The organism is Gluconacetobacter azotocaptans, from assembly GCF_014174355.1.
GTDB lineage: Bacteria > Pseudomonadota > Alphaproteobacteria > Acetobacterales > Acetobacteraceae > Gluconacetobacter > Gluconacetobacter azotocaptans.
Window position 1 is genome coordinate 217,584 of sequence record NZ_JABEQF010000006.1, and the last position, 24,532, is coordinate 242,115.

The window sequence follows — 24,532 nt, forward strand, 5'->3', positions numbered from 1 at the left end:
ACGATCCGGATGCAGAACGAGTCCGCATGCCGGGTTGGGGTCCTTACGCCCGGTCGGGGACGCCCTTGCTGGTGGAATATTCGAAATGCAGCGCGGTGTCGGGCCGCACGATCGGGTGGATCGCATGGGCGGCCATCGCGCCCTCGCTGAAGCCTTGCAGGATCAGCTTCAGCTTGCCGGGATAGGTCGCCACGTCACCCACCGCGAACACGCCCGGCAGGCTGGTTTCGCAGGTCGAGGGCACGACGGGGATGGTGCTGCGCACGGAATCCATGCCCCAGTGCGCGATGGGGCCGAGGTCGGTCGACAGGCCGAAGAACGGCAGCAGGCGGTTGCCCGGCAGGATACGGGTGTCGCCGTCCAGCGTCGCGACCTCCACCCCCTCAAGCGCGCCGGCGGCGCCGTGCAGGCCGTGCAGCTGGTAGGGAACGATCTTCTCGATCAGGCCGGCCGCCACGGCCTCGTCCAGCTGGCGCAGGCTTTCGGGGGCGGCGCGGAAGCGGTCGCGGCGATGCACCAGCCAGATCTTCTCGGCGACGTCCTTCAGCGACAGCGCCCAGTCGATGGCGGAATCGCCGCCGCCGGCGATCACGATGCGCGTGCCGGCGAAATCGGCGCGGCGGCGTACATAGTACTGCACCGCGCCCGTGGCCTCGAACCCCTCGAGCCCGGCCAGCGGCGGGCGGTTGGGGCCGAACGCCCCGGCCCCGGCGGCGACGATGACCGCGCGGGCGCGGATGGTGTCGCCGCGATCGGTGCCCAGCACGAAATCGCCCCGGTGGCCGGTCAGGCGCTCCACCCGCCGGCCCAGCAGGCGCGGCACGTCGAAGGGCGCGATCTGCCTGTCCAGCGCCTCGACCAGTGCCGCGCCTTCGATCGCCGGATGGGCGGGAATGTCGTAGATCGGCTTTTCGGGATACAGCGCGGCGCACTGGCCCCCGACCTCGTCCAGGGCGTCCAGCAGCACGCAGTTCAGCTTCAGCATGCCGCATTCGAACGCCGCGAACAGGCCGGTGGGGCCGGCGCCGATGATGGCGACATCGGTCGAAAGGGAAGAGGCGTCCGTCATGGTCGAAATCCGTACTCCGGGGCGGGTCGATACTCGGCAAGGGTTGTGCGGCCTGCGCGGGCCGAGCGCAAGCGTGGCCCTTGTGCCGGCGGTGGCGCCGCGCGCAGAATGCGGGCATGAAACCGCTTGTCATCATGCTGCCCGACCAGGGGGCGACCGAGGATCTGGCGCGCGCCGTCGCCGGGGTGTCGGCGGCCGGTGACGCCATCCTGCTGTCGGGCGTGCTCGGCGCGGGCAAGACCGTGTTTTCCCGCGCCTTCCTGCGCGCGGCCTGCGATGACGCGGACATGGAGGTGCCCAGCCCGTCCTATACGCTGGTGCAGACCTACGATGCGGCGTCGGGTGCCGTTTCGCATTTCGACCTCTGGCGCCTCGACGGCCCCGACGCGCTGCACGAACTGGGCTGGGACGATGCGTGCGAGGGGATCGTGCTGGTGGAATGGCCCGATCGGCTGGCGGAACTGACGCCCCCCGACGCCCTGCGGATCGAGATCCGGGTCATGGACGATGGTGGGCGGCAGGCGGTGCTGGAAGGCTGGGACGGCCGCCCCGTGATGGCGGCCCTGGCGGCGGCCCAGGGGGAAGGGCGGACAGGCACATGAGCATCCCCGTTCCCGATCGCGCCATGGTCTTCGCCGCCGGGGTGGGCGGGCGGATGCGTCCGCTGACCGAGACGACGGCCAAGCCGCTGCTGCAGGTCGACGGGCGCAGCATCCTGGACCACGTTCTGGACCGGCTGGACGGCGCGGGCGTGCGTGACGTCGTGGTCAATGTGTTCTGGCAGGCCGACCGCGTGGCGGCGGTGCTGCGTGCCCGCGCGGCCGCAGGTTCTGGCCCGCGCGCCGCGATCCGGCGCGAGGACGCCTTGCTGGAAACCGGGGGCAGCGCCGCCGCCGCGCTGCGCGAGGGGGATCTGGGCCCCGATCCGTTCTTCCTGCTGAACGGCGATTCGGTCTGGTTGAACGGCCCGGTTCCCGCCTTGCGGCGGCTGGCGGCGGCCTTCGATCCGGCGCGGATGGACGCGCTGCTGCTGCTGGCGCGGGTGACCCGCGCGGTGGGCGAGGTCGGGCGCGGGGATTTCACGCTGGACCCCACCGGCATCCTGGGCCGTCCGTCCGAAAGGGCGATGACGCCTTATGTCTTCACCGGCGTGCAGATTGCGACACCGGCCCTGTTCGCGGATGCGCCGGCGGGGGGCTTCAGCATGAATGCGCTGTGGGACCGGGCGATCGGGCGGGGGCGGCTGGCGGGCATCGTGCATGACGGGCTGTGGTGCCATCTGTCCCGCCCGCAGGACCTGGAGGCCGCGACGCACGCCCTGCGCACCGCGCGCGACCCGGACGCGGCGAACAGGGATGGGGCCGTATGACCCGTGTGGTCACGATCCCGCCGCATGTCCCGTTTCTGGATCAGGTCGCGGCCCGCTGGATGGCCGAGGTGGGGGATGACCCGCAGCGCACCGGGCTGGGGCTGATCCTGCTGCCCAGCCGGCGCGCCGCCCGTGCGCTGACCGAGGCCTTTCTGCGCCGGAGCGACGGCCGCGCCCTGCTGCTGCCGCGTATCGCCGCGATCGGTGCGCTGGACGAGGCCGGACTGGCGCTGTCGGGGCTGGAGGCCCTGGATCTGCCGCCGCCGGTCGAGCCGCTGCGCCGCCTGACCACCCTGACATGGCTGATCCTGCAAGTGGGCCAGGCGTTCGGCGACGTGCGGACGGTGGACCAGGCCTGGCCGCTGGCCGAGGCGCTGGCCGCCCTGATGGACGAGGCCGAGTGGGCGGAATGCGACCTGGCCGAGCGCCTGCCGGCGGCGGCCGAGGGCGATTTCGCGGAACATTGGCAACAGACGCTGAAATTCCTGGCGATCGTCACCGACGTCTGGCCGGCGTGGCTGGCGGAACAGGGGGTGATGAACCCGGTCGCGCGCCAGGTGGCGCTGCTGCACGCGCAGGCGCGGCGGTGGCATGCCGCCCCCCTGCCGGCGGACGAACGGGTGTGGGCCGTGGGCTTTACCGACGCCATGCCCTCCGCCGCCGCGATGCTGGGCGCGGTGCTGGCCATGCCGTCGGGGCGGCTGGTGCTGCCCTGGGTCGATCTGTCGCTGGATGAGGCGGTGTGGTCGGCCCTGCCGGACGGCCATCCGCAGGCCGGTACGGCGCGGTTGCTGGCCGAAATGGGGCAGGACCGCACGGCCCTTGGGGTGTGGGACGACCCGCCGGGCGGCGGCGCGCCGGGGTGTCCTGTGGTCCGGGGCGACGTGCTGGGCCGCGCGCTGCTGCCGGCGGAGGCGTTGGGCGCGTGGCTGCACGACCCGGCGCCGGTGGACCTGACGGGCCTGTCGATCCTGCGCGCCGCCGACCAGCAGGAGGAAGCGGCCGCCATTGCGCTGGTGCTGCGCCAGGCGATCGCCGTGCCCGGCCGGCGCGCGGCGCTGGTGACGCCGGATCGCGGGTTGGCCGGGCGCGTGGCGGTCGAACTGGCGCGCTGGGGCGTGGTGGCCGACGACAGCGCGGGCGAACCGCTGGGCGCCACCCCGCAGGCGGCGTTCCTGCGCCTGGTCGTGCGGGCGGTCACGGCCGGCCTGTCGCCGGTGGCGCTGCTGTCGTTGCTGAAGCACCCGCTGACGGCCTGCGGCCTGTCGCCGGGGGCCTGCCGCGCCTCGGCCCGGTTGCTGGAGCGCGTGCTGCTGCGCGGGCCGGCCCCCCGGCCCGGCATCGGCGGGCTGCGCGAGGCGCTGGCGCGCGGGCGCGACGACCCGCACGGGGCGCTGGCCGACCGACCGGACGCGCCGGAAGATCTGGGCGGATTCCTCGAGCGCGTGGAACGTGCCCTGGCGCCCTTGCAGGCCTGCGTCGAGGGGGGCTCGATGCCGGTCGCCGACATGCTGGCCGGGCTGGTGGAAGCCGCCGAGGCGCTGGCCGGAACCGAGGAGCAGATGGGTGCCGACCGGCTGTGGTCGGGCGAGGAAGGCAATGCGCTGGGGCAGCATCTGGCCGGGCTGATCGCGTTCTGCGACATTTTGCCGCCGCAGCGCGCCGACGTGCTGGATGGGCTGCTGGCCGCGTCGATGGCCGGGCTGGTGGTGCGGTCGCGCCGGGCCCTGCGCGGCCGGAACGAGGCGGCGGTGCATCCGCGCATTTTCATCTGGGGCCTGATGGAGGCCCGTCTGCAGGCGGTGGAGCAGGTCGTGCTGGGCGGCCTGGTCGAAACCGCCTGGCCCCCCGCCACCGACCCCGGCCCGTGGATGAGCCGCCCGATGCGCGCGCGCGCCGGCCTGCCGTCCCCCGAGCGGGCGATCGGGCAGGCGGCGCACGATTTCGTGGCCTGCGCCTGCGCGGCGCCGCAGGTGGTGCTGTCCGTCCCCGGCCGGCGCGAGGGCGCGCCCGCCGTCCCCGCGCGCTGGCTGGTCCGGCTGGAGGCGTTCCTGTCGGGGCGGGGGCAGTCGGTGCCGGCGCATCCGGCCCTGTCGTGGCTGTCGCGCCTGGACCGGCCGGTGGGCGCGCCCCGGCCCGTCGCGCCGCCCCGGCCGTGCCCGCCCGTCGCCTGGCGTCCCCGCGTCCTGGCGGTTACCGAGATCGAGACCTGGATGCGCGACCCCTATGCGATCTATGCGCGGCGGGTCCTGGGGTTGCGGCGCCTGCCGGACCTGGAGGAGGCGGCGGATGCCGCCGATTACGGCACCATCGTCCATGACGCGCTGGACCGCTGGTTCGCCCTGGGGCCGGAGGTCTGGGCCGGCGACCCCGAGGACGGGCTGCGGCGGCTGTTTCTGGAGCATCTGGCCGACGCGCGGCTGCGCCCGGCGCTGGCGGCATGGTGGGCGCCGCGCCTGGCGCGCATCGCCGGCTGGGTGGCGCGCGAGGAAGCCGCGCGCCGCGCCGACGGCCCGCCCGAACTGGTGCGGACCGAACAGAAGGGGCGCGTGGTGCTGAAGGGTTTTGCCGGGGGCGACTTCACGTTGCAGGGCCGGGCCGATCGGGTCGACCTGGACCGGCAGGGGCAACTGGCCCTGTTCGATTACAAGACCGGCACCCTGCCCCGGCGCAAGAGCGTCATCGCCGGCTGGTCGTCGCAACTGGTGCTGGAGGCGGCGATGATGGAACGCGGCGGTTTCGGGCCGGACCTGACAGGTCGGGCCGGGGAACTGATCTATTGGCGGCTGACCGGCGGGTACGAACCCGGCGAGGCGCTGCCGGTGGCGTCGGGCGAGGAACTGGCCGATCTGGTCGCCGCCTGCTGGCTGAATCTGCGCGGCATGATCGCGACCTATGACGAGGTGGAACAGCCTTACCTGTCCCATCCGTATCCCGACGAGGGGCCGCGTTTCGCCGATTACGCGCAACTGGCCCGCGTCGCGGAATGGAGCGCCGCCCGCGACGAGGGCGGGGCATGAGCCCGCGCGACGCCATCGAACTGGCCAACACCCGCCAGGCCGAGGCTTCCGACCCCGAGGCCTCGGTCTTCGTCTCGGCCTCGGCGGGCAGCGGCAAGACCAAGCTGCTGATCGACCGGCTGCTGCGCCTGATGCTGCCGCGCCTGACGCCCGACGGCACGCTGGCGGCGGGGTCCGACCCCGCGCGGATCCAGTGCCTGACTTTCACCAAGGCGGCGGCGGCCGAGATGGCGATCCGCCTGCAGAATCGCCTGGGAAAATGGGTCACCCTGTCCGACGCGGCGCTGGACGCCGAACTGGCCGGCCTGTCGGTCCCGCCGGGCGAAGACACGCGGCAGGCCGCGCGGGAATTGTTCGCCCGGGTGCTGGACCTGCCGGGCGGGATGCGGATCGGCACGATCCATGCCTTCTGCCAGTCGCTGCTGCGCCGCTTCCCCGTCGAGGCCGCGATCAGCCCGCATTTCACGCTGGTCGAGGATACGGACGCCCGGCTGGCGATGGGCGAGGCGGTCGAGGCCGTGGTGGGCGATGGAGGGGAGGCGGTCGCGACCCTTGCCGGGCAGATCGGGGCGGCGGATTTCGCCCGGCTGGTCGGCGGCCTTCAGGCGCGGCCGCGGCAGATGCAGCCGGTCATCCAGGCGATGGACGGCGATCGTGCCGGGGTGGACGCCGCCCTGATGCGGGTGCTGGGGGTGCGGACGCGCGACGCCGCCGCCCTGCGCCGCGCGGCCTGTGCCGATGTGCCGGACGAGGGCGGCCTGCGCGACATGCTGCGGATCGTGGCGGAGCAGGGCGCGGCCACCGTGCGGCGGGCCGCCACGGCCATGCTGGACTGGCTGGCCCTGCCGGTCGAGGTGCGGGCCGCGCGCTGGGACGTCTGGCGCACGGCCCTGGTGAAGCAGGACGGCGAGCCGCGCAAGCGCGGCGGCCTGAACCCCAAGCTGGACGACAGCCGGCCCGAGATCGGTGACGCCCTGCTGGCCGAGGCCGCGCGCATCATCGCGGTGGACGAGGAATGCCGCGCCATCGCCATCCTGCGCGTCAGCGCGGCCCTGCTGGATGTCGCGGCCCCGGTGCTGCGCCGTTATGCCGAGCGCAAGCGGGGGCGCGGGCTGGTCGATTACGACGACCTGATCGAACGGACGCTGGACCTGCTGAAGGATCCGGGCGCGGCGTGGGTGCTGTACAAGCTCGATGGCGGAATCGACCATCTGCTGCTGGACGAGGTGCAGGATACCTCGCCCGACCAGTGGGCGATCGCGGGCGGGCTGACGTCCGAATTCTTCGCCGGCGAGGCCACGCGCGATGCCGCGGCGCCCCCGCGCACGCTGTTCGCGGTGGGCGATTACAAGCAGTCGATCTATTCGTTCCAGGGCGCGGACCCGGCGGCCTTCCGGCACTGGCGGCAATTGTTCCGCCAGCGGGTGGAGCAGGCGCGCTGCCCGTGGAAGGAACCGGCGCTGACCGTGTCCTTTCGCTCCACCGCGCCGGTCCTGAAACTGGTGGACAGCGTGTTCGCCCTGCCTGACGCCGCACGCGGGCTGGTGGAAGGCGACGCGGGCGTGCCCGGCCATCTGTCCGCCCGGCCGGGGCAGGGCGGGCGGGTGGAACTGTGGCCCCTGACGCCGGTCGAGGACGGGGCGGAGGACGCCAATCCATGGATCGCCCCGCTGGAAAACGGGGGCCAGTCCACGGCGGCGCAGCGCCTGGCCGACAGCCTGGCGGCCTGGGTCGTCGCCGAATTGCGGCGCCCCCCCGCGGCGGGCGAGGCGCCGCTGACGCCGGGCGACATCCTGGTGCTGGTGCCGAAGCGGTCGAATTTCGTCCGGGCGCTGATCCGCGCGCTGAAGACGCAGGACGTGCCGGTGGCGACCCTGGTGCGCACCGGACTGGTGGACCAGGTGGCGGTGCAGGACCTGATGGCCCTGTGCGACGCGCTGCTGCTGCCGCAGGACGATTTGACCCTGGCCTGCGTCCTGACCTCGCCGCTGGGCGGTGTCGCGGACGACAGCCTGATGGAATTGTCGGCCGGGCGCGGGGGGCGGCCGCTGTGGGCCGTGCTGCGTGAACGGCACGGCGAGCGGGCGGACTGGCGGGCGGCCTGGACGATGCTGGACCGCCTGTTCCGGCATGTCGATTACGCGTCGCCCTACGGCCTGCTGTCCGAGGCGCTGGGACCGCTGGGCGGCCGGGCGCGCCTGCTGGCCCGGCTGGGCCCCGAGGCCGCCGAGCCCGTGGACGAACTGCTGTCGGCGGCTCTGCGGTATGAATCGCTGCATCCGGCGTCGTTGCAGGGCTTCCTGCACTGGCTGCGCGCATCGGCCGAAACGGTGAAGCGCGAGCCCGACGCCGCCGCCGACATGGTGCGCGTCATGACCGCCCACGGCGCCAAGGGGTTGCAGGCGCGGCTGGTGATCCTGCCCGACACGGTGGGCGTGGCGAAATTCGACGGCGGCGTGGTCTGGGCGCGGGACGAAGACAGCGGGCTGGATGTGCCGCTGTGGGTGCCGCGCGCCGAAATGGCGACGGGCACCACGCGGGAGTTGCAGCAGACCCTCCGCGCGGCGGCGATCGAGGAATATAACCGCCTGCTCTATGTCGCGCTGACCCGGGCCAGCGACCGGCTGGTGATCTGCGGCTGGCAGCAGAAGCGCACCGTGGCGGACGATAGCTGGTACGCGCTCTGCCGGGCCGGCTTCGTGCAGGCGGGGGCCGAGGAACGGCCCTTCGACCTGGACTGGGGCGGCAGTTGCCTGGTGTTGGAAGAGGTCGCATCGGCGCCGTCCAGCGAACGCCCGGCGGAGCGCGGCGATATCGCCCCGGTCGATCTGCCGGAGTGGATGGGGCGCGCGCCGGACTGGGTGGCCCGGCCGCCGGCGCCGGAATCGCCGCTGTTGCGTCCGCTGGTGCCCAGCCGGCCCGATGACGCGCCCCTGGGGCCGCAGCCCGCCGTCCGCTCGCCCCTGGCGGTGGTGGGCGCGCGCCGGCCGGCCGCGCGCGAGCAGGCCCTGCGCCGGGGGCAGCTTGTCCATGCGCTGCTGCAATATCTGCCCGACCTGCCGGCGGCGCGGCGCGCGGAAGTGGCGCGCGGCTGGCTGGCGCGGCCGGGCAATGCGCTGGACCGGGCGGACCAGCAGCGGATCGTGACGCAGGTTCTGGCGGTGATGGACGATGCGCGGATCGCGCCGCTGTTCGGTCCGGGCAGCCGGTCGGAACAGCCGCTGGCCGGGGTGGCCGGCGGGTCGGTGATCGTGGGGCAGGTCGACCGCATGGTGGTCCGCCCCGACGCCGTCTGGCTGTGCGATTTCAAGACCAACCGTCTGCCGCCCGCCGACGTCGCCGCGACGCCGGTGCTGTACCTGCGGCAGATGGCGTCGTACCGTGCCCTGTTGACGGCCCTCTATCCGGGCCGGCCGGTTCGGTGCACGCTGGTCTGGACCGAGGAGGTCCGGATTACGATCCTGCCCGATTCGCTGCTGGAGCGTCATGCCCCCGGCGCCGGGGGGCCGGACGCCGGCAATCTTGAAACAGGACCGTCAGGCTGCCATGTCCTGACGAAGTCGTCGGAACCCGAGGAGTGATGTGATGAGTGAAAATACCGTGGCCGTCAGCGACGCCACCTTCAAGGACCAGGTGCTGGAGGCCGACGGGCCGGTGCTGGTGGATTTCTGGGCCGAATGGTGCGGGCCGTGCAAGATGATCGCCCCGGCGCTGGACGAGATCGGCGCCGAATTCAAGGGCAAGCTGACTGTCGCGAAGGTGAATATCGACGACAACCCGACAACGCCGAACAAATATGCCGTGCGCGGCATTCCGACGCTGATCCTGTTCAAGAACGGCCAGCCAGCGGCGACCAAGGTCGGCGCGATGCCCAAGAGCCAGCTCAAGGACTGGGTCAAGAGCAGCCTGTAATCCGGTCCCGGCATGGTGTGTCAGACACCATGCCGGCCGTCCTGGACAGGGTCGTGAACCGGCCGTCTATTTCTGCGGATAGGCGAACGTGAATTTCTCGGTGATCGTGTCCCAGAAGCCCGGCGTGCCGGTTTCCGTGTCCACATGGTGCAGGAAGCCGTTTTTCTCCGGCGAGTTGTAACGCAGTTCGACCGTGTAATTCCCCGGCCCATCCATTTTGACGTTGTTGGCGTAATGCGGGCCGTCCTTGGCGGTCATCGCCCGCATCGTGCCCGAGACCTTCCAGTCGGTGCCCACCTTGGACAGCGTGTACTCGATCGTCAGATAGGGAATCCAGGCGCCGTCGGGGTAGCCCCAGACGTTGTCGGCCGTGGCATGGACATCGGTTTCCAGGTGAATGACGTCAGGGCCCATGGGCATATCCGCCGGCATGGGTGCAAGATCGATCCCGACCAGGTAGCTGGCCGCGATTTCCATGTCGTGGGCCTGGACCGGGCCGCCGATCGGATACTCACGGGCCAGCGCATCCGGCGCAACGGCAAGCAGACCCGCGCCGGCAAGAAGGGCGGAAGCGATATGCCTGTTCTTCATCGTTGGACTTCCATGTGGGGGTAGAGGAAAAGCGGCCGGCCGGTGGGTCAGGACGCCCGCGTCGTCCCGGGTGGGGTCCGATGGCGAACCAGATGGCCGCTGACGATCAGGATCAGACATGTGCAGACCCATGCGAGGAGCTGAATGCCTGTCGGACGATCCGAATAGCCCACCAGCGCCTTCGCCGCCCGGCCGATCATGCTGCCGTCCGACAGCAGCCACGAGGAATCCCAGATGTCGTACCCCAGGGCGGGCAGCAGGTCGTCATTGGCCAGCAGTGCCGCGGCCTGACTGGCCATGCCGGCCGCCATGAACGTCACCAGCAGGCCGGTTACCGCGAACAGGTGATTCAACGGAATGATCACCAACCCGCGATACAGGGCCCATGACAGGCCCGCCCCGGCCAGAACCCCCAGAATGCCGCCCGTCAGCATCGGCGCCGGACCCGTGTCCGTGGAAATGGCGATGCCGTACAGGAACAGCACGACCTCCATCCCTTCACGCAGCACGGCCACGGCGACGACAACCGCCATGGCGAACAGCGACCGGTTGCCGCTGGCGACCGCGGCCCCGACGGCTTTCATGTCTTGGGCCATTTCGCGGCCGTGCCGCGCCATCCAGACGATGTGCCAGCTCAGCATCACTACCGCCAGGCAGAGGATGGTCGCGGAAAAGACATCCTGACCATTGCCCGACAAAGCCTGGGACAGCGCCCCGGCGAACAGGGCGACGATACCCGCCCCCACCACGCCGGCGCCGATCCCGCCTGCCACCCAGCGCCCGCGAGAGGGAATGCCCTGGGTCGCGGCCATGACGATTCCCACGATCAGTCCGGCTTCCATGACTTCGCGGAAGACGATGAGAAGGCTGCCCAACATGTCAGGGGGCCTCCGTCACGGTGACGGTGCCGGTGGCACTGTCGGGGTGGTAATCGTCGAAGAACTTGTACGTGCCGGGGTGCAACGGGCCGGCATGAACCGAGATCGTACCGCCGGGCACGACGATTTTTTCGAATTTCAGGTCGTAGCTCTCGAATTCGTCCACCGTGTCGTCATGATTCGTCAGTTCGATCACGAACCGTTGACCGGCGGGCACGGTAAAATGGTCGGGGATGAAGTGATGGCTTTTCACTTCCAGTCGAATCGGGTCCTGCGCGTGGGCGATGCCGGTGTTGGCCATCGTGGAAGACATCAGGATTGTAAGGGGGAGTGCAATTCGCATGGGTCATCCATCGGATAATCTCGTTTTCATTAGTGCGAATAATTTGCATTGTCAAATCGAGAGGCGCAGGCCTGTCACTGATTCACAGTCTCAGTTATGTCTGGCAAGAGTACCGAACCGGAGTACGAAAAAATTATGATTTCTCATCCTCTGGCGTTCATGCGCCTGCCATATGACGTGCTGGTGGCCATGGACAGCAGGATGTATCACTACTGGATGCAGCCCGTGCATTATCTGGTGCGGACGCTTCATATCCTCAGTATGGCCGGTTTTTTCGGAATGGATCTGCTGTTCGGCATAACCCTGTGCCAGAACAGAGAAAAGAATATATTGGCAGCCGTATCACGACTGCTTGTACGGTGGGTTCACAGCCTGTTCGCCGTGGCCATGATCACCGGCGTGGCGCTGTTTTTCTATGATCCGGTCCATATCGGCAGCCGTGCGTACCTGACGCCGAAGCTGCTCTTTATTGTCCTGGCCATGGGATTGGCCGCAATCGGCCATCGGCGGGTGTATCTGCCCGCACTTGCGGGGCGCGGCGGGGCCAGCACCCCGGCCCGCGTGGTGGCCGTCGCTTCGGTCGTGCTGTGGTCGGCGGTCATCGTCGCCTCCTGCCTGAACAGTGAAGGCGTGCCGAAAGTATTCCTTCGTTAACATTATAGCCGCGGCAATCATTTGCGCGGCACATGGCGCGCGATGCAGCCGGTTGCGGGCGCAGCAAAGGATATTGCCCCGGATCGGCCGACGGGGGTATGGCAACGTCAGCCGTTGGGTTCGGGACCGAAGGAGGCCATAACGAGACCCGATTTCGGCATGTCCGGCACTGCCATGTCCTGCCCGTCATATCTGCCTCCGCCCCCTGACGGCTGTCCGGTCCGTTGTCATAAAAACGAAACACAGACGGCAAAAAAACGTCATCTGCTGGTCCATCCAGGAAATTCGCCGCCTCGCCATGAGACTTGCCCGAAAATCGCAACTGCCGGACTGGTCCAAAAGGCGCCGGTATGGGAGGAATGCGCCCGAAGGAAAGACCTGCGGCTTGTCAGGAACGAGAGCGTGCCCGGTAACGGAAAATTTCCGTCAATGAGACAAGGTCTCAATCGCAGCGGTGTGGGATGATTGCCTCCTTCCTTTCGCGTGGGTTCCGTTCCGTATTATTTCAGATACGGAACGAATGTTCCCGTCCTTCCGCATCGCTGCAATCAGCCGTTCTTCACGGATCGTATATCCTGTGCCTGGGAATTGCGTTGCCGGCTGCCGGCTTTGCCCAGCCCCAGACCCAGATTGCGCAAGATCGTGCGCGCCTGGGCAATTCCACACCGCTGCTGAACCAGACCGATCCCGCCACGGTGCGTGATTCCGAACAGGCGCCGCAAAAGGCCCCGGGCGACGGCGACAAGCCGGATACCAGCGGCAACCTGCTGGGCAATATGTGGGGTGGGCGATCCTGGCTGTATAAATATGGCATTACGCTGGACATTCAGGAATTCGACGAACTGTGGGGCAATGCCACCGGCGGCACGCCGTCGAGGATGGATGGCAACGGCGGTACCGGGGCGGGCACCGGTCCGGCCTATGACGGCGTGACCATGCCGACGCTGACGGTCGATCTGGACAAATTGTTCGGCCTGAAAGGCGGCATCTTCAACATCAGCGCCCTGCAGACGCGCGGGCGTTCGATAACGCAGGATCACCTGGGCACTTTCAACCCGATCAGCGGGTTGGAGGCCGATCGCTCCACCCGCCTGTTCGAGCTGTGGTACCAGCAATCGTTCCTGAGCGACACGCTGGATGTGAAGATCGGTCAGCAGGATCTGGATACCGAGTTCCTGATCAGCGGTTACGGCGCGATGTACCTCAATGCCAATTTTGGCTGGCCCATGGGGCCGTCGGTGAACCTGTATGCGGGTGGCCCGTCCTGGCCGCTGTCGTCGCCGGCCGTGCGCCTGCGCTACCGGCCCAGCCACCAGTTCACCTTCATGTTCGCGGCCGCCGACGACAACCCGCCGGGTAACCGGTACAATACCTTCTGCATCCAGGATGGCGGTAACTGCGCGGATCCGACAAACCAGACCACGAATGACGGCAGCGGCACGCGGTTTAACATGGGAACCGGCGCGCTGCTGATGACCGAACTGCAATATGCGATCAATCCGCAGCCGGCGGACCTGTCGAAGGCGACGAAGGATCCCGGCCTGCCGGGTGTCTACAAGCTGGGCGGCTTCTACGACACCGCCCTGTTCCCCGATTACGGTCGGGGGGGGGCGCCGGGCGGCCCGAACGACACCACCATGCCGCGTTGGGACCGGGGCAACTGGATGGTCTATGGCGTCGTCGACCAGATGGTGTGGCGACCGTCCCTTAACGCGGCGCGTTCGCTGGGCCTGTTCGTGCGCGCTACCGGCAATGGCGGCGATCGCAACCTGATCAGTTTTGCCATTGATGCCGGCCTGAACCTGAACGCGCCGTTCAAGGGCCGCGGTAACGACACGATCGGGTTGGGTTGGGGCATTGGCCGCGCCAGTTCTGGCCTGCGTCAATATGACCGCAACACCGGATCGCTTGTGCAGGGGAACGAGAGCCATCTGGAAGTGACCTACCAGGCGCAGGTGATGCCGTGGCTGGTGTTGCAGCCGGACTTTCAGTACGTCTGGCATCCGGCTGGCGGCATCGGCGACTGGAGCGGCGTTCGCCGGATCGGGGACGAGGCCGTGTTCGGATTGCGGAGCAACATCGTGTTCTGATCATGACGGCGCGCGTTTCGTGCGCCGTCGGCCGGTGGCGATGGCATGGCACCGGTGAAATCATGATGACACGGCCTTGAGGTGGCGGCGCCGGACGGAGCTTGGGATATTGAGCGAATCCCGATATTTCGCGACGGTACGGCGCGCGATGTCCACGCCATCCCGGCGCAGGCGGGCGACGATCGCGTCGTCGGACAGAATGGCGTCAGGCGGTTCCGCATTCACCAGTTGACGAATGGTATGTCGGATGGACTCCGAACTATGGGTCTCGCCGTCATGTCCGTTCAGTGCCGTCGTGAAGAAGAATTTCAGGGCAAATGTGCCGCGCGGGGTCGCGATGTATTTGTTCGATGTAACGCGGCTGACCGTACTTTCATGCAGTTGCACGGCATCGGCGACGTTCCGCAGGGTCAGGGGGCGCAGGCAGCCGACACCGTGGGTGAGGAACGCTTCCTGCCGCCGCATGATCTCGCCGGAAACTTTCAGAATGGTCATGCTGCGCTGTTGCAGCGCGCGGATCAGCCAGTTGGCGTTGGACAATTGTTCGGTCAACCCCGTCTGGTCGTCCCTGCGTTGGGCATGCAGGGCGATGCGCGTCTGCAGCGCGCTGTTGAGCACAAGGCGCGGTGTCGTGTCCGGGTTGAGTTCCAGCATCCATTCGCCGGACGCGGCGCGATAGGTCAGGATGTCGGGGACGACCGACGCCACGGTTTCGGATGCGGCTTCGACGCCGGGCTTGGGGTTCAGGGCCCGCAATTCGGCAATCATGTCGGCCAGGTCTTCGGCGCTGACGCCGCAGGCGGCCTGCAGCCGCTTCAGGTCCTGCCGCGCCAGCATATCCAGATTGTCCAGCAGAGCCGCCATCGCGGGGTCGTAGCGGTTCTTTTCCATCAACTGGGCCGCCAGACACTCCTGCAGGGATAGGGCGAACAGACCGGGGGGGTCGAAGCGCATCATGCGCTGGCGGACCGCCTCGACCCGGGCGGGCGATATATTCAGCACGCGGGCGATCTCGGCCGGGTCGGTGCCCAGGCGGCCGGCGGGGTCCAGCGCCTCGATCAGATGCGCGCCGATCAACCGGTCCTGGGGACCGGCGGGGGAGAGGCAGAGCTGCTGGTAGATCTGGTCGCGCAAGGGGCGTTCGGCCAGCGGGATGTTGCCGGTGCCGCCCTCTTCGCGGGTAGGGGCGGCGCCTGATGCGCCCGAGGACCGCGGCGCGCTGTCCCCGTAGACGCTCCGCCCTTCGTCCATGCCGGCCTCGCCGGACCCGGTCTGGACGGCGGGAGAGAGGGTGTTGGGATCGTCTGCCGGCCGGTCGGTGGGCGGCTGCGTGTCGGGCTGGGCGCGTTCGAGCAGCGGATTGAGATCAAGCTGTTCATCGACATAGGATTGCAGGTCGAAATTCGAAAATTGCAGAAGCCGCAGCGACTGACGCATCTGCGCCGTCATGACCAGTCCCTGCGTCTGGTGGAGTTCCTGTCTGACGTCAGCCATGGCGTCTCTCCCCCCAATGGCCGGACCTGTCCTCCGGCTGCTGACAGATGCGGGTGGCATCCGGCCCGGACCGGCCGGCGCGTATAACGAAACCATCGACGAATCTTATGATTTCGCTGGAAATTTCCAAAATCTCGTCACTGTCGTGACTGACGTACAAAATCGGTATCGGCAGGCGCTTCAGAAACGAAACGACGGTGTTCTTGCGGTCGCGATCCAGCGCCGAGACCGGTTCGTCCAGCAGCAGGAACGCAGGCGCCGCCAGCAGGGCGCGCCCGATGGCGACGCGCTGCTGCTCGCCCCCGGACAGACCGGTCGGCCTGCGGTGCAGCAGGCCGGCAAGGCCCAGCACGGACGTGATTTCCTCCAGGGTCGGCATGCCTGCCCGGGCGCGCGCGCCATACAGTAGGTTCTGCCGGACCGAGAGATGGGGCAGCAGGCTCGGTTCCTGAAAGACGTAGCCGACCGAACGCCGATGCGGCGGCACGAACACGCCGGGCTTCTGCCAGACCTCGTCGCCCAGAGCGCAAAACCCGTTGTCGAAACGGTGCAGGCCCGCGATGGCCCGCAGGATCGTGGTCTTGCCGCAGCCGGACGGACCCGTCAGGGCGGTCACGCCATGGCCGGGAACCGTAAAGGCAAGGTCGCACCGGAACGCCTGCAGCCTGCCCTGAAACATGACCGTCAGATCCCGGGGCGTACGCGTCATCGATACCTCCCGATCCGTCGGCGCAGCAGGGACATCAGGAAGATGATCGCAAAGGAGAAGATCACCATGCCCTCGGCGATGATATTAGCCTCGCGCCACTGGCTGTTTTCCACATAATCATAGAGCGCGACGGACAGAACCCGCGTCCGGCCCGGAATGTCGCCGCCGATCATCAGGACGATCCCGAATTCGCCGACGGTGTGGGCAAATCCCAGGATCGCGCCGCTCAGGATACCGGGCCAGGCCAGAGGCACGGCGACGGTCCAGAACGCGCGCCACGGGGATGCGCGCAGCATTGCGGCAACTTCCAGCGGGCGGGGGCCGATGGCCTCGAACGCATTGTGGATCGGCTGCACCGCGAACGGAAGGGAATAGAGGACGGACCCCAGGACCAGGCCCCAGAACGTAAAGGCCAGTGTCTGCCCGGCCCCCGAAACGCGGGCCAGCCATCCCCCCGGACCCGATGGCCCGAGCAGCAGCAGCAGGTAATAGCCCAGGACGCTGGGGGGCAGCACGATGGGCAGCGAGACCGCGGTAAAGATGGCGTCCTTCCACAACGAGGCGCCCCGTGCCAGCCAGTGCGCCAGCGGCAGGCTGATCGCCAGCAGGAAGAGCGTGGCCGTGGCGGCCAGCCGCACCGTCAGCCACGCCGCCTGCCAGATGTCGGGGGGAAGCGACTGCATCGCGTCTAGTCTCCACCGGGAAGGCGATAGCCCCGGCTTTTGATCAGGGACCGGATGGCGGGCGATTTCATGAATGCCGCGAAGGCCAGCGCGACGGGGTTGTCTGCCGCCGTCTTCAGCAGCACGGCATCCTGAAGGATGGGTGTGTAAAGGGTCGCGGGAACGATCCAGCGGGACCCGCCTTCGTCGTGCCGTATCTGGGACAGGGCGACGAAGCCGCTGCCAGCGTTTCCGGATTTGACGAACTGATAGGCCTGGGCCACCGACTGGCCTTCGACGATTTGCGGGCGGAGCGCGTCCAGCACGCTCAGTGCGCGCATCGTTTCGATGGCGGCCTGCCCGTAGGGCGCGGTGCGCGGGTTGCAGATGGCGATAAGGCCCGGGTGGCCGGACTTCAGCACCGCGCCGTCCGCCACCACGCCGGGGCGATTGCTCCACAGCACGAGTTGTCCGATGGCGTATGTGAAGAGGGACGCCGGCACGCCCAGCCCCTGCCGGACCAGCATTTCGGGGCGTGTGTGATCGGCGCTGAGGAAAACGTCGTAGGGCGCCCCCTGGACGATCTGGTTATAGATCTGCCCGCTGGCCCCGGAACTCAGGACCGCGGTGTTTCCGGTCGCGGTATGGAATGCGTCGGCGATGTCCTTTGCGACGTCTGCGAAATTGGCGGCGACCGCCACGCGCACGTCCGCGGCGACGCAGCCTGTGGCCTTCAGGGTCATGAATACCGCGGCTATGACGGCCAGGCGGAAGATCCGGATCGGCGCCATGAGGTGACAACTCCCTGCTGTCCGGACGGGCCGGGGCGTGCGGGTTGGTCCGCATCGGGGCTTCACGCAAGAAGCGTGCCATGTCTGCGGGCAGGGTGTCTCGGGATCGTGAACGGCGTGATCCTCGGCGCTCCTTTCGGAGCGGACCGCATTTGAATTGGGCCTCGAATGCGCAGAAATATAATACAAAACAAAGGATTGTCTCTGGGCTCTTGCGGGCATCCATTCCTCTCGGCGGCGGCATCGGTCGCCGCCGCGTGGCCTTCTCTCGCCCGAGGGCAGGCTGTCACGGCATGCTTCTTGCGGGATGCCGGGATGGTCCCGTCACGCCTGGCGTCGCCGCGATCGCTTCGGCTTTGCGTTCGGCATCGTGGCGAAGGGCCGTCGTCCGGGCATGGGCCATCAAGGGAGGCATCCATGACAGTCACCGCTATGCGTCAACCCGCTCTGCCGATTGCAACGCTGCTTCAGGATGACCGGGCCGATCTGCCGGCCGTCCTGACGGACGCCGTCGCCGCCCTGAAGGCACGGGGCCAGTGTGTCGGCGGGGTGGTGCAATATTGGGGGCGGCCGCTGCCCAACGGGCGTCATGAAATGTTCGTGACGGACGTGGTATCGAACGAGCGGATGCGCCTGGACACGCCAGGCGGCGCCGACGCGACCGCGTGCTCGCTGGATATCACGGCGTTCGGCCGGGTTTCGGCGGTTCTGCGGGACCATATCGCCCAGGCCCCCGACATCCTGATGATCAACCGGTTTGGCCTGCGCGAGGCCGAAGGCCACGGGCTGCGCGCTGAAATTGCCGAGGCGATCATGGAAGGCATTCCGGTCGTGATCGTTGTTCCGGCACGTTTTTTTGCAGCGTGGGAAGTCTTCCTGGGCGGGGCGGCGCATGTCGTGGCGCCCAGTGCCCAGGCCATTCTGCGCTGGAGCGATATGGTGCGGGGGCCGTCTCGGGCAATAACGATGCCGGTTGGTCCACGTCATGGGCATGGGACATCTATATATACGTAAATATAGACATAGAGCGACTAGGACCTCGGCATCGTGACGTGTCGGATATATTTCCGCATCGTAAATGAATGTTGAAGTTTTCGGTGTGGAGTGTCACATTTCCTTCATGGTGGGTGGTCATTTGTCGGAACGGCCGGATAGAGGCAGGGTTTGAGATCATGCCTACGGAAAATTTTGCGAACAAATCGGGTCTTTCGGAGCATGGTTCAAGCTGGGCCCATACCGCCCTGTTCGGACTGCATGAAATCTCCAAGATCCTGTGCGCCCCGATCGAGACGACAGACGCCATCAGGCGCGTGCTGACGGTCCTGGAAAGCTTCGTCGACATGAACAACGGCGTCGTCGTCCTGTTCGACGACGCGCAGCGGGTGGATGCGACCATCGGGGCGCCGGCCAACCAGATGGAGGCGTCGCCCTATTTTTCGTCCATGCCGGAACAGGCGATCGGCCATATCGTCACCAGCCGCATGCCGCTGGTGGTGCCGGATGTCGCGCTGGACCGCGCGTTCGGGTTTTCCGTCACCCCGGCCTGGGGCGTGGCCGCGGGGAAGATCGGACTGATCGGCGTGCCGGTCATCGATCGGGGGCGGGTGACGGGAATATTGATCATCGACCGGCCGGCCATGCAGCCGGATTCCCAGATCACCGATCTGGACGTCAGGCTTCTGTCGATGGTGGCGGGACTGATCGGCCATACCGTGCGCCTGCATCGCATGGTGCGGCAGGACCGCGAATACCTTCTGAAGGCCGCGTTGACCAAGGAGCGCAAGTCCGAGGCCGTGTCGAACGCGGGGACCGGCATCATCGGCGAAAGCGCCGAAATCCAGTCCGTCATGGACAAGATCCAGCGTGTGGCGAAGCGAAACGTCACCGTCTTGCTGCGCGGAGAATCCGGAACGGGGAAGGAGCTGTTTTCCCGCGCGATCCATGCGTTTTCTCCACGCAACACCGCGCCTTTCGTCACCCTGAACTGCGCGGCGCTGCCGGAAAGCGTGCTGGAATCCGAATTGTTCGGCCATGAAAAAGGGGCGTTCACCGGCGCGTTGAGCATGCGCAAGGGCCGGTTCGAGATGGCGGATGGCGGCACCCTGTTCCTGGACGAGATCGGCGAGATTTCAGCCAGTTTCCAGGCAAAGCTGCTGCGCGTCCTGCAGGAGGGCGAATTCGAGCGGGTCGGCGGCACCCGGACGCTGAAGGTGGATGTGCGGATCGTCGCGGCGACAAACCGCAATCTGGAAGATGCGGTCAGCAAGGGGCTGTTTCGCGCCGATCTGTACTACCGCCTGAGCGTCATACCCATCTTCCTGCCCCCGCTGCGTGACCGGCCTTCGGACATTCCGTTGCTGGCTGAGGAATTCCTGCGTCATTTCAACGAGGAAAATCATACGGGACTGTCGATTTCGTCCGACGGGCTCGATGTGTTGTCGAAATGTTATTTTCCGGGAAACGTCAGGGAACTGGAAAACTGCATCCGGCGCACCGCGACGCTGGCGAATGGTCCTTCGATCACGGCGCAGGATTTTTCCTGCAGAAGCGACGGGTGCCTGTCTTCGATCTTCAGCGGTGCGCGGCATGACGACCCCGCGCCGATTCCGAGCCGGGCGCCGGTTGCCGCGCCCGAGGAGGAGTTGCCGCTGCGTCCGGTCGCCAGTCCTGCCGAGTGTCCCTCGTCCGCCACCTGTGCGCTGGGCGGCGGGGAGCGTCCGTCGCAGAAGCAGGAACTGATCGACGCCATGGAAACCGCCGGCTGGGTGCAGGCCAAGGCCGCGCGGATCCTGGGCATGACGCCGCGCCAGGTCGGTTACGCCCTTCGCAAGAACGGAATTTCCATCCGCAAATTCTGATGCCGGCGGGTACCGGCAGCGGCGTTATGTCGGACATCGGACATTCCTTGTCCGTATCGGACATGTCCGAGGCGCCTTCCTGCGGAAAATCCCCGTGGCACATGTCTTGCTTCTGTCTGGAGGAAGACAGCTATTCCGGGGGAAATGGTCATGGCGCAGCTTGTTGGTCTCGAAACCCTTATGCCGGCCGGGGCGCAGGATATGCGCGCCGCCCTGGACGGGCAGGGATGTTCGTCTTCCAGTTGTGGCAGTTCGTCCGGCCCGTCCGACATGCCGGCCGAGATCTGGGAAAAGGTCAAGGACCATCCCTGTTACTCGGAGGAGGCGCATCATTATTTCGCCCGCATGCATGTTGCCGTGGCGCCAGCATGCAACATCCAGTGCAATTACTGTAACCGCAAATACGACTGCGCCAACGAAAGCCGGCCCGGCGTCGTGTCGGAAAAGCTGACGCCCGTGCAGGCGCGGCGCAAGGTCATTTCGGTGGCCAACGAGGTGCCCCAGCTTTCGGTCCTGGGCATCGCGGGGCCGGGCGATGCCTGTTACGACTGGCGCAAGACGCGCGAGACGTTCGAACTGATTTCCGCTGATATTCCCGACATCAAGCTCTGCCTGTCGACCAACGGCCTGATGCTGCCCGATCGCGTCGACGAGATCGAGCGCATGAACATCGATCACGTCACGATCACCATCAACATGGTCGATCCGGAAATCGGCACGAAGATCTATCCGTGGATCTTCTATCAGAACCGCCGCTGGACAGGCCTCGATGCCTCGAAAATCCTGCACGAGCGGCAGATGCTGGGGCTGGAGATGCTGACCGCGCGCGGCATCCTGACCAAGATCAATTCGGTCATGATCCCGGGCGTCAATGACCAGCATCTGATGGAGGTGAATCGGGTCGTCAAGGGCAAGGGGGCGTTCCTGCATAATATCATGCCCCTGATTTCGGACCCCGCCCACGGCACCCATTACGGCCTGACCGGACAGCGCGGCCCGCGCGCGATGGAACTGAAGGCGCTGCAGGACAAGCTGTCGGATGGGACCAAGCTGATGCGCCATTGCCGGCAGTGCCGCGCCGATGCCGTCGGTCTGCTGGGGGAAGATCGCGGCCAGGAATTCACGATGGATCTGGTGGCCGACGAGGTCGAGTACGATCCGACAAAGCGTGAGACCTACCGCGAGGTCGTGGCCGAGGAGCGCGGGCAGCATGTCGCGGCGCGGCAGAAGGTCGATGTGGCGCTGGCCTCGGTCGATGCCGACGAAGCCATGCTGGTGGCCGTGGCGACCAAGGGCGGTGGCCGGATCAACCAGCATTTCGGACATGCGAAGGAATTCCAGATCTACGAAGTATCCCCCGCCGGCGTGACCTTCGTGGGCCACCGGAAAGCCGAACAATATTGCGAAGGCGGGTGGGGCGAGGACGCGACGCTGGATGGTGTGATCGCGGCCCTGGAGGGTGTGCGCGTCATCCTGTGCGCCAAGATCGGCGACTGCCCGCGCGAAAGCCTGTCTGCGGCCGGGATCGAAGCGACCGATGCCTTCGCGCACGATTGGATCGAGGCCGGGATTTCCGGTTGGTACGCCCGCGAGCATGCCAGCTACGCCCGCCAGATCGCCTGATCGATATTACTTTTCCAACGAGGAGAACCGTCATGGCCTACAAGATCATCACCTCGCAGTGCACCGTGTGCGGCGCGTGCGAATTCGAATGCCCGAATGCGGCGATTACGCTCAAGAACGACCTGTACGTGATCAACCCCAAGAAATGCACCGAATGCGCGGGGCATTTCGACATGGCGCAATGCGCCGCCGTCTGTCCGGTGCCCAATACCTGCGTGCCTGCCTGATCGCTGGAGCCGCCGTCATGGGCGAGCATTCCGCGGATGGGCAGGACATGCGCGGCGATGGCATGACCGAGTCCGTGGACTGGCTCGGTCGTCCCGTGCTGTGTCACGAGTGCCGGCACGAGCCGATGCATCGTGAAGGACTGTGCCGCCGTGGCCTGATTTGCGTACGCGACCGTCGTGCAAGGCGCGTCGATCGCTTCTTTCGTGAAAACGGCGGCATGGCGGATGCGTATCTCGACCATCCGTATTTCGAGGTGCGCGCGATTGCCGCGCGGTTCTGCTCGCTGTTCCGGCTTCCGCCCCTGCTGCGGGACCCGGAGCCGGAGGTTCGGGCGGCCGCCGCGTCACGCCTGCCCGTCGTCCGCCTCGAAGCGCTGGTCCAGGATCCGGATCCGCGTGTCCGGGTGGTGATCGCAAGCAAAATGACCGGCCGGTCCCTGTTGCGGTTTCTCGACGATCCGGACTGGTTCGTCCGCCTGGTCATGGTGCGGCGCCTGCCGGCCGACCTGCTGCCCGCCGTCGTCCACGATGTCGAACCCGATATCCGCCGTTGGGTCGCGCGGCGGTTGCCGCCGGCGCAGCTGTGGCGGATCGAGGCCGATCCGGAACCGACCGTGCGGCGCTGTGCCGCCGAACGGGCGACCGCCGGCCGCCTGGAAGCGCTGGCGCGTGATCCCGACATCCGTGTCCGATATGCTGCAATCGAACGCCTGCCCCGTCGGGCTCTCGACGCATTCATCGACGACGATGAAACGATCATTCGTGAACTGGTACTGCGGAGGCTGTCCGACGCATCCGAAAGGGAGGACGATCATGGGACTGGGACGTGAGGAAGAGATCGAGACCCGCGGCAAGCCGATCTTCATGCCGGGCACCAAGGTCCGTGCGAACCGGTACGTCAAGAATGATGGAACCTTCGCGGGCCGCGAGATCGGCGAGATGCTCGTGCACAAGGGGGACGTCGGCTATGTGCGCGATGTCGGCGTCTTTCTGCAACGATACTACATATATGCCGTGGAATTCATCGACCGGGGCACGGTCGTTGGCATGCGCGGCCGGGAACTGAACCAGGAGCCGGAGCAGGCACGATGAAGATCATGATTCGCCGTGAGACGCGGGGGCTGTCCGTTTACGTCCCCAAGAAGGACCTGGAGGAGTTCGTGGTCGAACAGGAACACGACGAACTGTGGGGTGGATGGGTCCGGTTGAAGAATGGCTGGGTGCTGGAGCTTCCGCCGATGGCGGCCGATACGCGCCTGCCGGTCACCGTCAACGCGCGTAAACGCGGTGAGGAGATCGACGCATGAGCATGGCCGAAGATCTGATGGAGGGGATGCGCGCGGGGCGCCTCGTCCCCTATCTGGGCCCGGGCGCCACGGCGCTGGCGGCGGGCGAGGGTGTGCCGGTCACCCCCGAGGGGCTGGCGACATTCATGGGGCAGCATGTCGCCCTGCCGCGGCGCGCGCGGGGCAATCCGTGGGCCGCCGGCCAGTACATCGAAAGCAGCCGCCACCGCGCGACGCTGATCGCACTGATGGACAAGGCCTATGAAAACCCGGTCCCGCCGGGGTCGCTGCATCTGACGCTGGCCGGGCTGCGCCCCACGATGATCGTGGATACGTGGTACGACGGCGCGATGCGCGCCGCCCTGCAGGCGACGCCCGGGGAAAGCTGGGGCGAGATCCAGGGCATCACCCGCGCCGGCATCGGCGAGGCCCGGTGGTTCCGCGCCTATCGTCCCGACGGGACCGAGGCCGATATGGCCGAGGCCGAAGGATGGCACACGATCCTGTACAAGCCCCATGGCGGGGTTACGCCGGACCATAATTATCTGGTCGCGGATTCCGATTATGTCGAGGTTCTGACGGAAATCGACATCCAGACGCCCATTCCCGACATTGTCCGCCGTCGCCGGACGGACTGCGGGTTCGTGTTCCTGGGCTGCCGGTTCAACGACCAGATGCTGCGGATCTACGCGCGCCAGATCCTCAAGCGCTCGGCCGGCCCGCACTATGCGATCGTCGATCCCGGCGAACTGACGCGCAACGAGCTGCGTCTGTTCGACGACCTGGGCGTGACGCTGGTGCCCATGCCCCTGCCGCAGGTGCAGGCACTGCTTGCCGCCGGCTGATCCGCCTGCCGCCTTATTGTTTCCGGCTGAACCCGCATCGAAAGATGCGGGTTTTTTTTCCCTTACATATCCTGTCGTCTTTGTCGCGCTTCCAACAAAATCTTCCCGATC

At 67.2% G+C, this 24,532-nt stretch carries 23 protein-coding genes; 15 read left to right on the plus strand and 8 right to left on the minus strand.

Translation table 11 applies throughout. The features are described 5' to 3' along the window. Window positions 1-43 precede the first annotated feature (43 nt). The gene (locus tag HLH34_RS10410; protein WP_183119504.1) at window positions 44-1,069 is read right to left on the minus strand and encodes an NAD(P)/FAD-dependent oxidoreductase; all 1,026 of its coding nucleotides are present in this window, start codon (window positions 1,067-1,069) and stop codon (window positions 44-46) included. Between the two features lie 116 nt (window positions 1,070-1,185). Between HLH34_RS10410 and tsaE the strand changes: the two genes are divergently transcribed. Genes tsaE through trxA form a run of 5 tightly spaced genes read left to right on the plus strand, consistent with a single transcriptional unit; the run spans window position 1,186 to window position 9,370 of the window. After that, on the plus strand, window positions 1,186-1,671 hold the full coding sequence (gene tsaE, locus HLH34_RS10415) for a tRNA (adenosine(37)-N6)-threonylcarbamoyltransferase complex ATPase subunit type 1 TsaE (protein ID WP_183119505.1): 486 nt from the start codon (window positions 1,186-1,188) through the stop codon (window positions 1,669-1,671). After that, window positions 1,668-2,438 carry a nucleotidyltransferase family protein gene (locus HLH34_RS10420; protein WP_183119506.1) on the plus strand — a complete coding sequence of 257 codons (771 nt, stop codon included), beginning with the start codon at window positions 1,668-1,670 and terminating at the stop codon, window positions 2,436-2,438. Before tsaE ends, HLH34_RS10420 begins: the two co-directional genes overlap by 4 nt. Further along, window positions 2,435-5,458 (plus strand): double-strand break repair protein AddB, encoded by a 3,024-nt coding sequence (addB, locus tag HLH34_RS10425; RefSeq protein ID WP_183119507.1) that lies wholly within the window; start codon window positions 2,435-2,437, stop codon window positions 5,456-5,458. The genes HLH34_RS10420 and addB overlap by 4 nt, the downstream gene beginning before the upstream one ends. Beyond that, on the plus strand, window positions 5,425-9,039 hold the full coding sequence (gene addA, locus HLH34_RS10430) for a double-strand break repair helicase AddA (protein ID WP_408871323.1): 3,615 nt from the start codon (window positions 5,425-5,427) through the stop codon (window positions 9,037-9,039). Before addB ends, addA begins: the two co-directional genes overlap by 34 nt. A 4-nt stretch (window positions 9,040-9,043) precedes the next feature. Next, a complete protein-coding gene (trxA, locus tag HLH34_RS10435; protein ID WP_183119509.1) occupies window positions 9,044-9,370 on the plus strand; it encodes a thioredoxin TrxA in 327 nt (108 codons plus the stop codon). Between the two features lie 66 nt (window positions 9,371-9,436). Here the strand turns inward: trxA and HLH34_RS10440 are convergent, their stop codons facing one another. Genes HLH34_RS10440 through HLH34_RS10450 form a run of 3 tightly spaced genes read right to left on the minus strand, consistent with a single transcriptional unit; the run spans window position 9,437 to window position 11,152 of the window. Further along, window positions 9,437-9,961: an iron transporter gene (locus HLH34_RS10440; protein WP_183119510.1), complete on the minus strand. Its 525-nt coding sequence runs from the start codon at window positions 9,959-9,961 to the stop codon at window positions 9,437-9,439. Between the two features lie 47 nt (window positions 9,962-10,008). Next, window positions 10,009-10,839 (minus strand): FTR1 family iron permease, encoded by an 831-nt coding sequence (locus HLH34_RS10445; RefSeq protein WP_183119511.1) that lies wholly within the window; start codon window positions 10,837-10,839, stop codon window positions 10,009-10,011. A 1-nt stretch (window position 10,840) separates the two neighbouring features. Further along, window positions 10,841-11,152, minus strand: a complete 312-nt coding sequence (locus HLH34_RS10450) for a cupredoxin domain-containing protein (RefSeq protein WP_373318596.1) — start codon at window positions 11,150-11,152, stop codon at window positions 10,841-10,843. A gap of 165 nt (window positions 11,153-11,317) precedes the next feature. Between HLH34_RS10450 and HLH34_RS10455 the strand changes: the two genes are divergently transcribed. Together HLH34_RS10455 and HLH34_RS10460 are read left to right on the plus strand one after the other, a co-directional pair. Further along, window positions 11,318-11,836: a hypothetical protein gene (locus HLH34_RS10455; protein ID WP_183119621.1), complete on the plus strand. Its 519-nt coding sequence runs from the start codon at window positions 11,318-11,320 to the stop codon at window positions 11,834-11,836. 461 nt (window positions 11,837-12,297) lie between these two features. Further along, complete coding sequence (locus tag HLH34_RS10460) at window positions 12,298-13,926, plus strand: carbohydrate porin (RefSeq protein ID WP_183119513.1); 1,629 nt, start codon at window positions 12,298-12,300, stop codon at window positions 13,924-13,926. A gap of 60 nt (window positions 13,927-13,986) precedes the next feature. Here the strand turns inward: HLH34_RS10460 and rpoN are convergent, their stop codons facing one another. Genes rpoN through modA form a run of 4 tightly spaced genes read right to left on the minus strand, consistent with a single transcriptional unit; the run spans window position 13,987 to window position 17,582 of the window. Then, on the minus strand, window positions 13,987-15,420 hold the full coding sequence (gene rpoN, locus HLH34_RS10465) for an RNA polymerase factor sigma-54 (RefSeq protein ID WP_183119514.1): 1,434 nt from the start codon (window positions 15,418-15,420) through the stop codon (window positions 13,987-13,989). Then, entirely contained in the window at window positions 15,413-16,129 is a 717-nt protein-coding gene (locus HLH34_RS10470; protein ID WP_183119515.1) for an ATP-binding cassette domain-containing protein, read from the minus strand. Before HLH34_RS10470 ends, rpoN begins: the two co-directional genes overlap by 8 nt. Further along, window positions 16,126-16,812 carry a molybdate ABC transporter permease subunit gene (modB, locus tag HLH34_RS10475; protein ID WP_183119516.1) on the minus strand — a complete coding sequence of 229 codons (687 nt, stop codon included), beginning with the start codon at window positions 16,810-16,812 and terminating at the stop codon, window positions 16,126-16,128. The genes HLH34_RS10470 and modB overlap by 4 nt, the downstream gene beginning before the upstream one ends. A 5-nt stretch (window positions 16,813-16,817) precedes the next feature. Continuing rightward, window positions 16,818-17,582, minus strand: a complete 765-nt coding sequence (modA, locus tag HLH34_RS10480) for a molybdate ABC transporter substrate-binding protein (RefSeq protein ID WP_183119517.1) — start codon at window positions 17,580-17,582, stop codon at window positions 16,818-16,820. A 417-nt stretch (window positions 17,583-17,999) separates the two neighbouring features. Here modA and HLH34_RS10485 point away from each other — a divergent pair, with 417 nt between their 5' ends. From HLH34_RS10485 to HLH34_RS10520, 8 genes are all read left to right on the plus strand, one after another. Continuing rightward, the gene (locus HLH34_RS10485) at window positions 18,000-18,596 is read left to right on the plus strand and encodes a DUF2478 domain-containing protein (protein ID WP_183119518.1); all 597 of its coding nucleotides are present in this window, start codon (window positions 18,000-18,002) and stop codon (window positions 18,594-18,596) included. Window positions 18,597-18,754: 158 nt separating this feature from the next. Further along, window positions 18,755-20,440 (plus strand): nif-specific transcriptional activator NifA, encoded by a 1,686-nt coding sequence (gene nifA, locus HLH34_RS10490; protein WP_183119519.1) that lies wholly within the window; start codon window positions 18,755-18,757, stop codon window positions 20,438-20,440. A 150-nt stretch (window positions 20,441-20,590) separates the two neighbouring features. Next, entirely contained in the window at window positions 20,591-22,063 is a 1,473-nt protein-coding gene (gene nifB, locus HLH34_RS10495) for a nitrogenase cofactor biosynthesis protein NifB (protein ID WP_183119520.1), read from the plus strand. Between the two features lie 32 nt (window positions 22,064-22,095). After that, the gene (locus HLH34_RS10500) at window positions 22,096-22,290 is read left to right on the plus strand and encodes a 4Fe-4S binding protein (RefSeq protein WP_183119521.1); all 195 of its coding nucleotides are present in this window, start codon (window positions 22,096-22,098) and stop codon (window positions 22,288-22,290) included. 17 nt (window positions 22,291-22,307) lie between these two features. Further along, a complete protein-coding gene (locus HLH34_RS10505) occupies window positions 22,308-23,120 on the plus strand; it encodes a 4Fe4S-binding leucine-rich repeat protein (protein WP_244959837.1) in 813 nt (270 codons plus the stop codon). Next, window positions 23,104-23,382: a nitrogen fixation protein NifZ gene (locus HLH34_RS10510; RefSeq protein WP_182942632.1), complete on the plus strand. Its 279-nt coding sequence runs from the start codon at window positions 23,104-23,106 to the stop codon at window positions 23,380-23,382. The genes HLH34_RS10505 and HLH34_RS10510 overlap by 17 nt, the downstream gene beginning before the upstream one ends. Beyond that, entirely contained in the window at window positions 23,379-23,597 is a 219-nt protein-coding gene (gene nifT / locus HLH34_RS10515) for a putative nitrogen fixation protein NifT (RefSeq protein WP_183119522.1), read from the plus strand. The genes HLH34_RS10510 and nifT overlap by 4 nt, the downstream gene beginning before the upstream one ends. Beyond that, window positions 23,594-24,421, plus strand: coding sequence for an SIR2 family NAD-dependent protein deacylase (locus tag HLH34_RS10520; protein WP_183119523.1), 828 nt, complete (start codon window positions 23,594-23,596; stop codon window positions 24,419-24,421). Before nifT ends, HLH34_RS10520 begins: the two co-directional genes overlap by 4 nt. The last annotated feature ends 111 nt before the right edge of the window (window positions 24,422-24,532 follow it).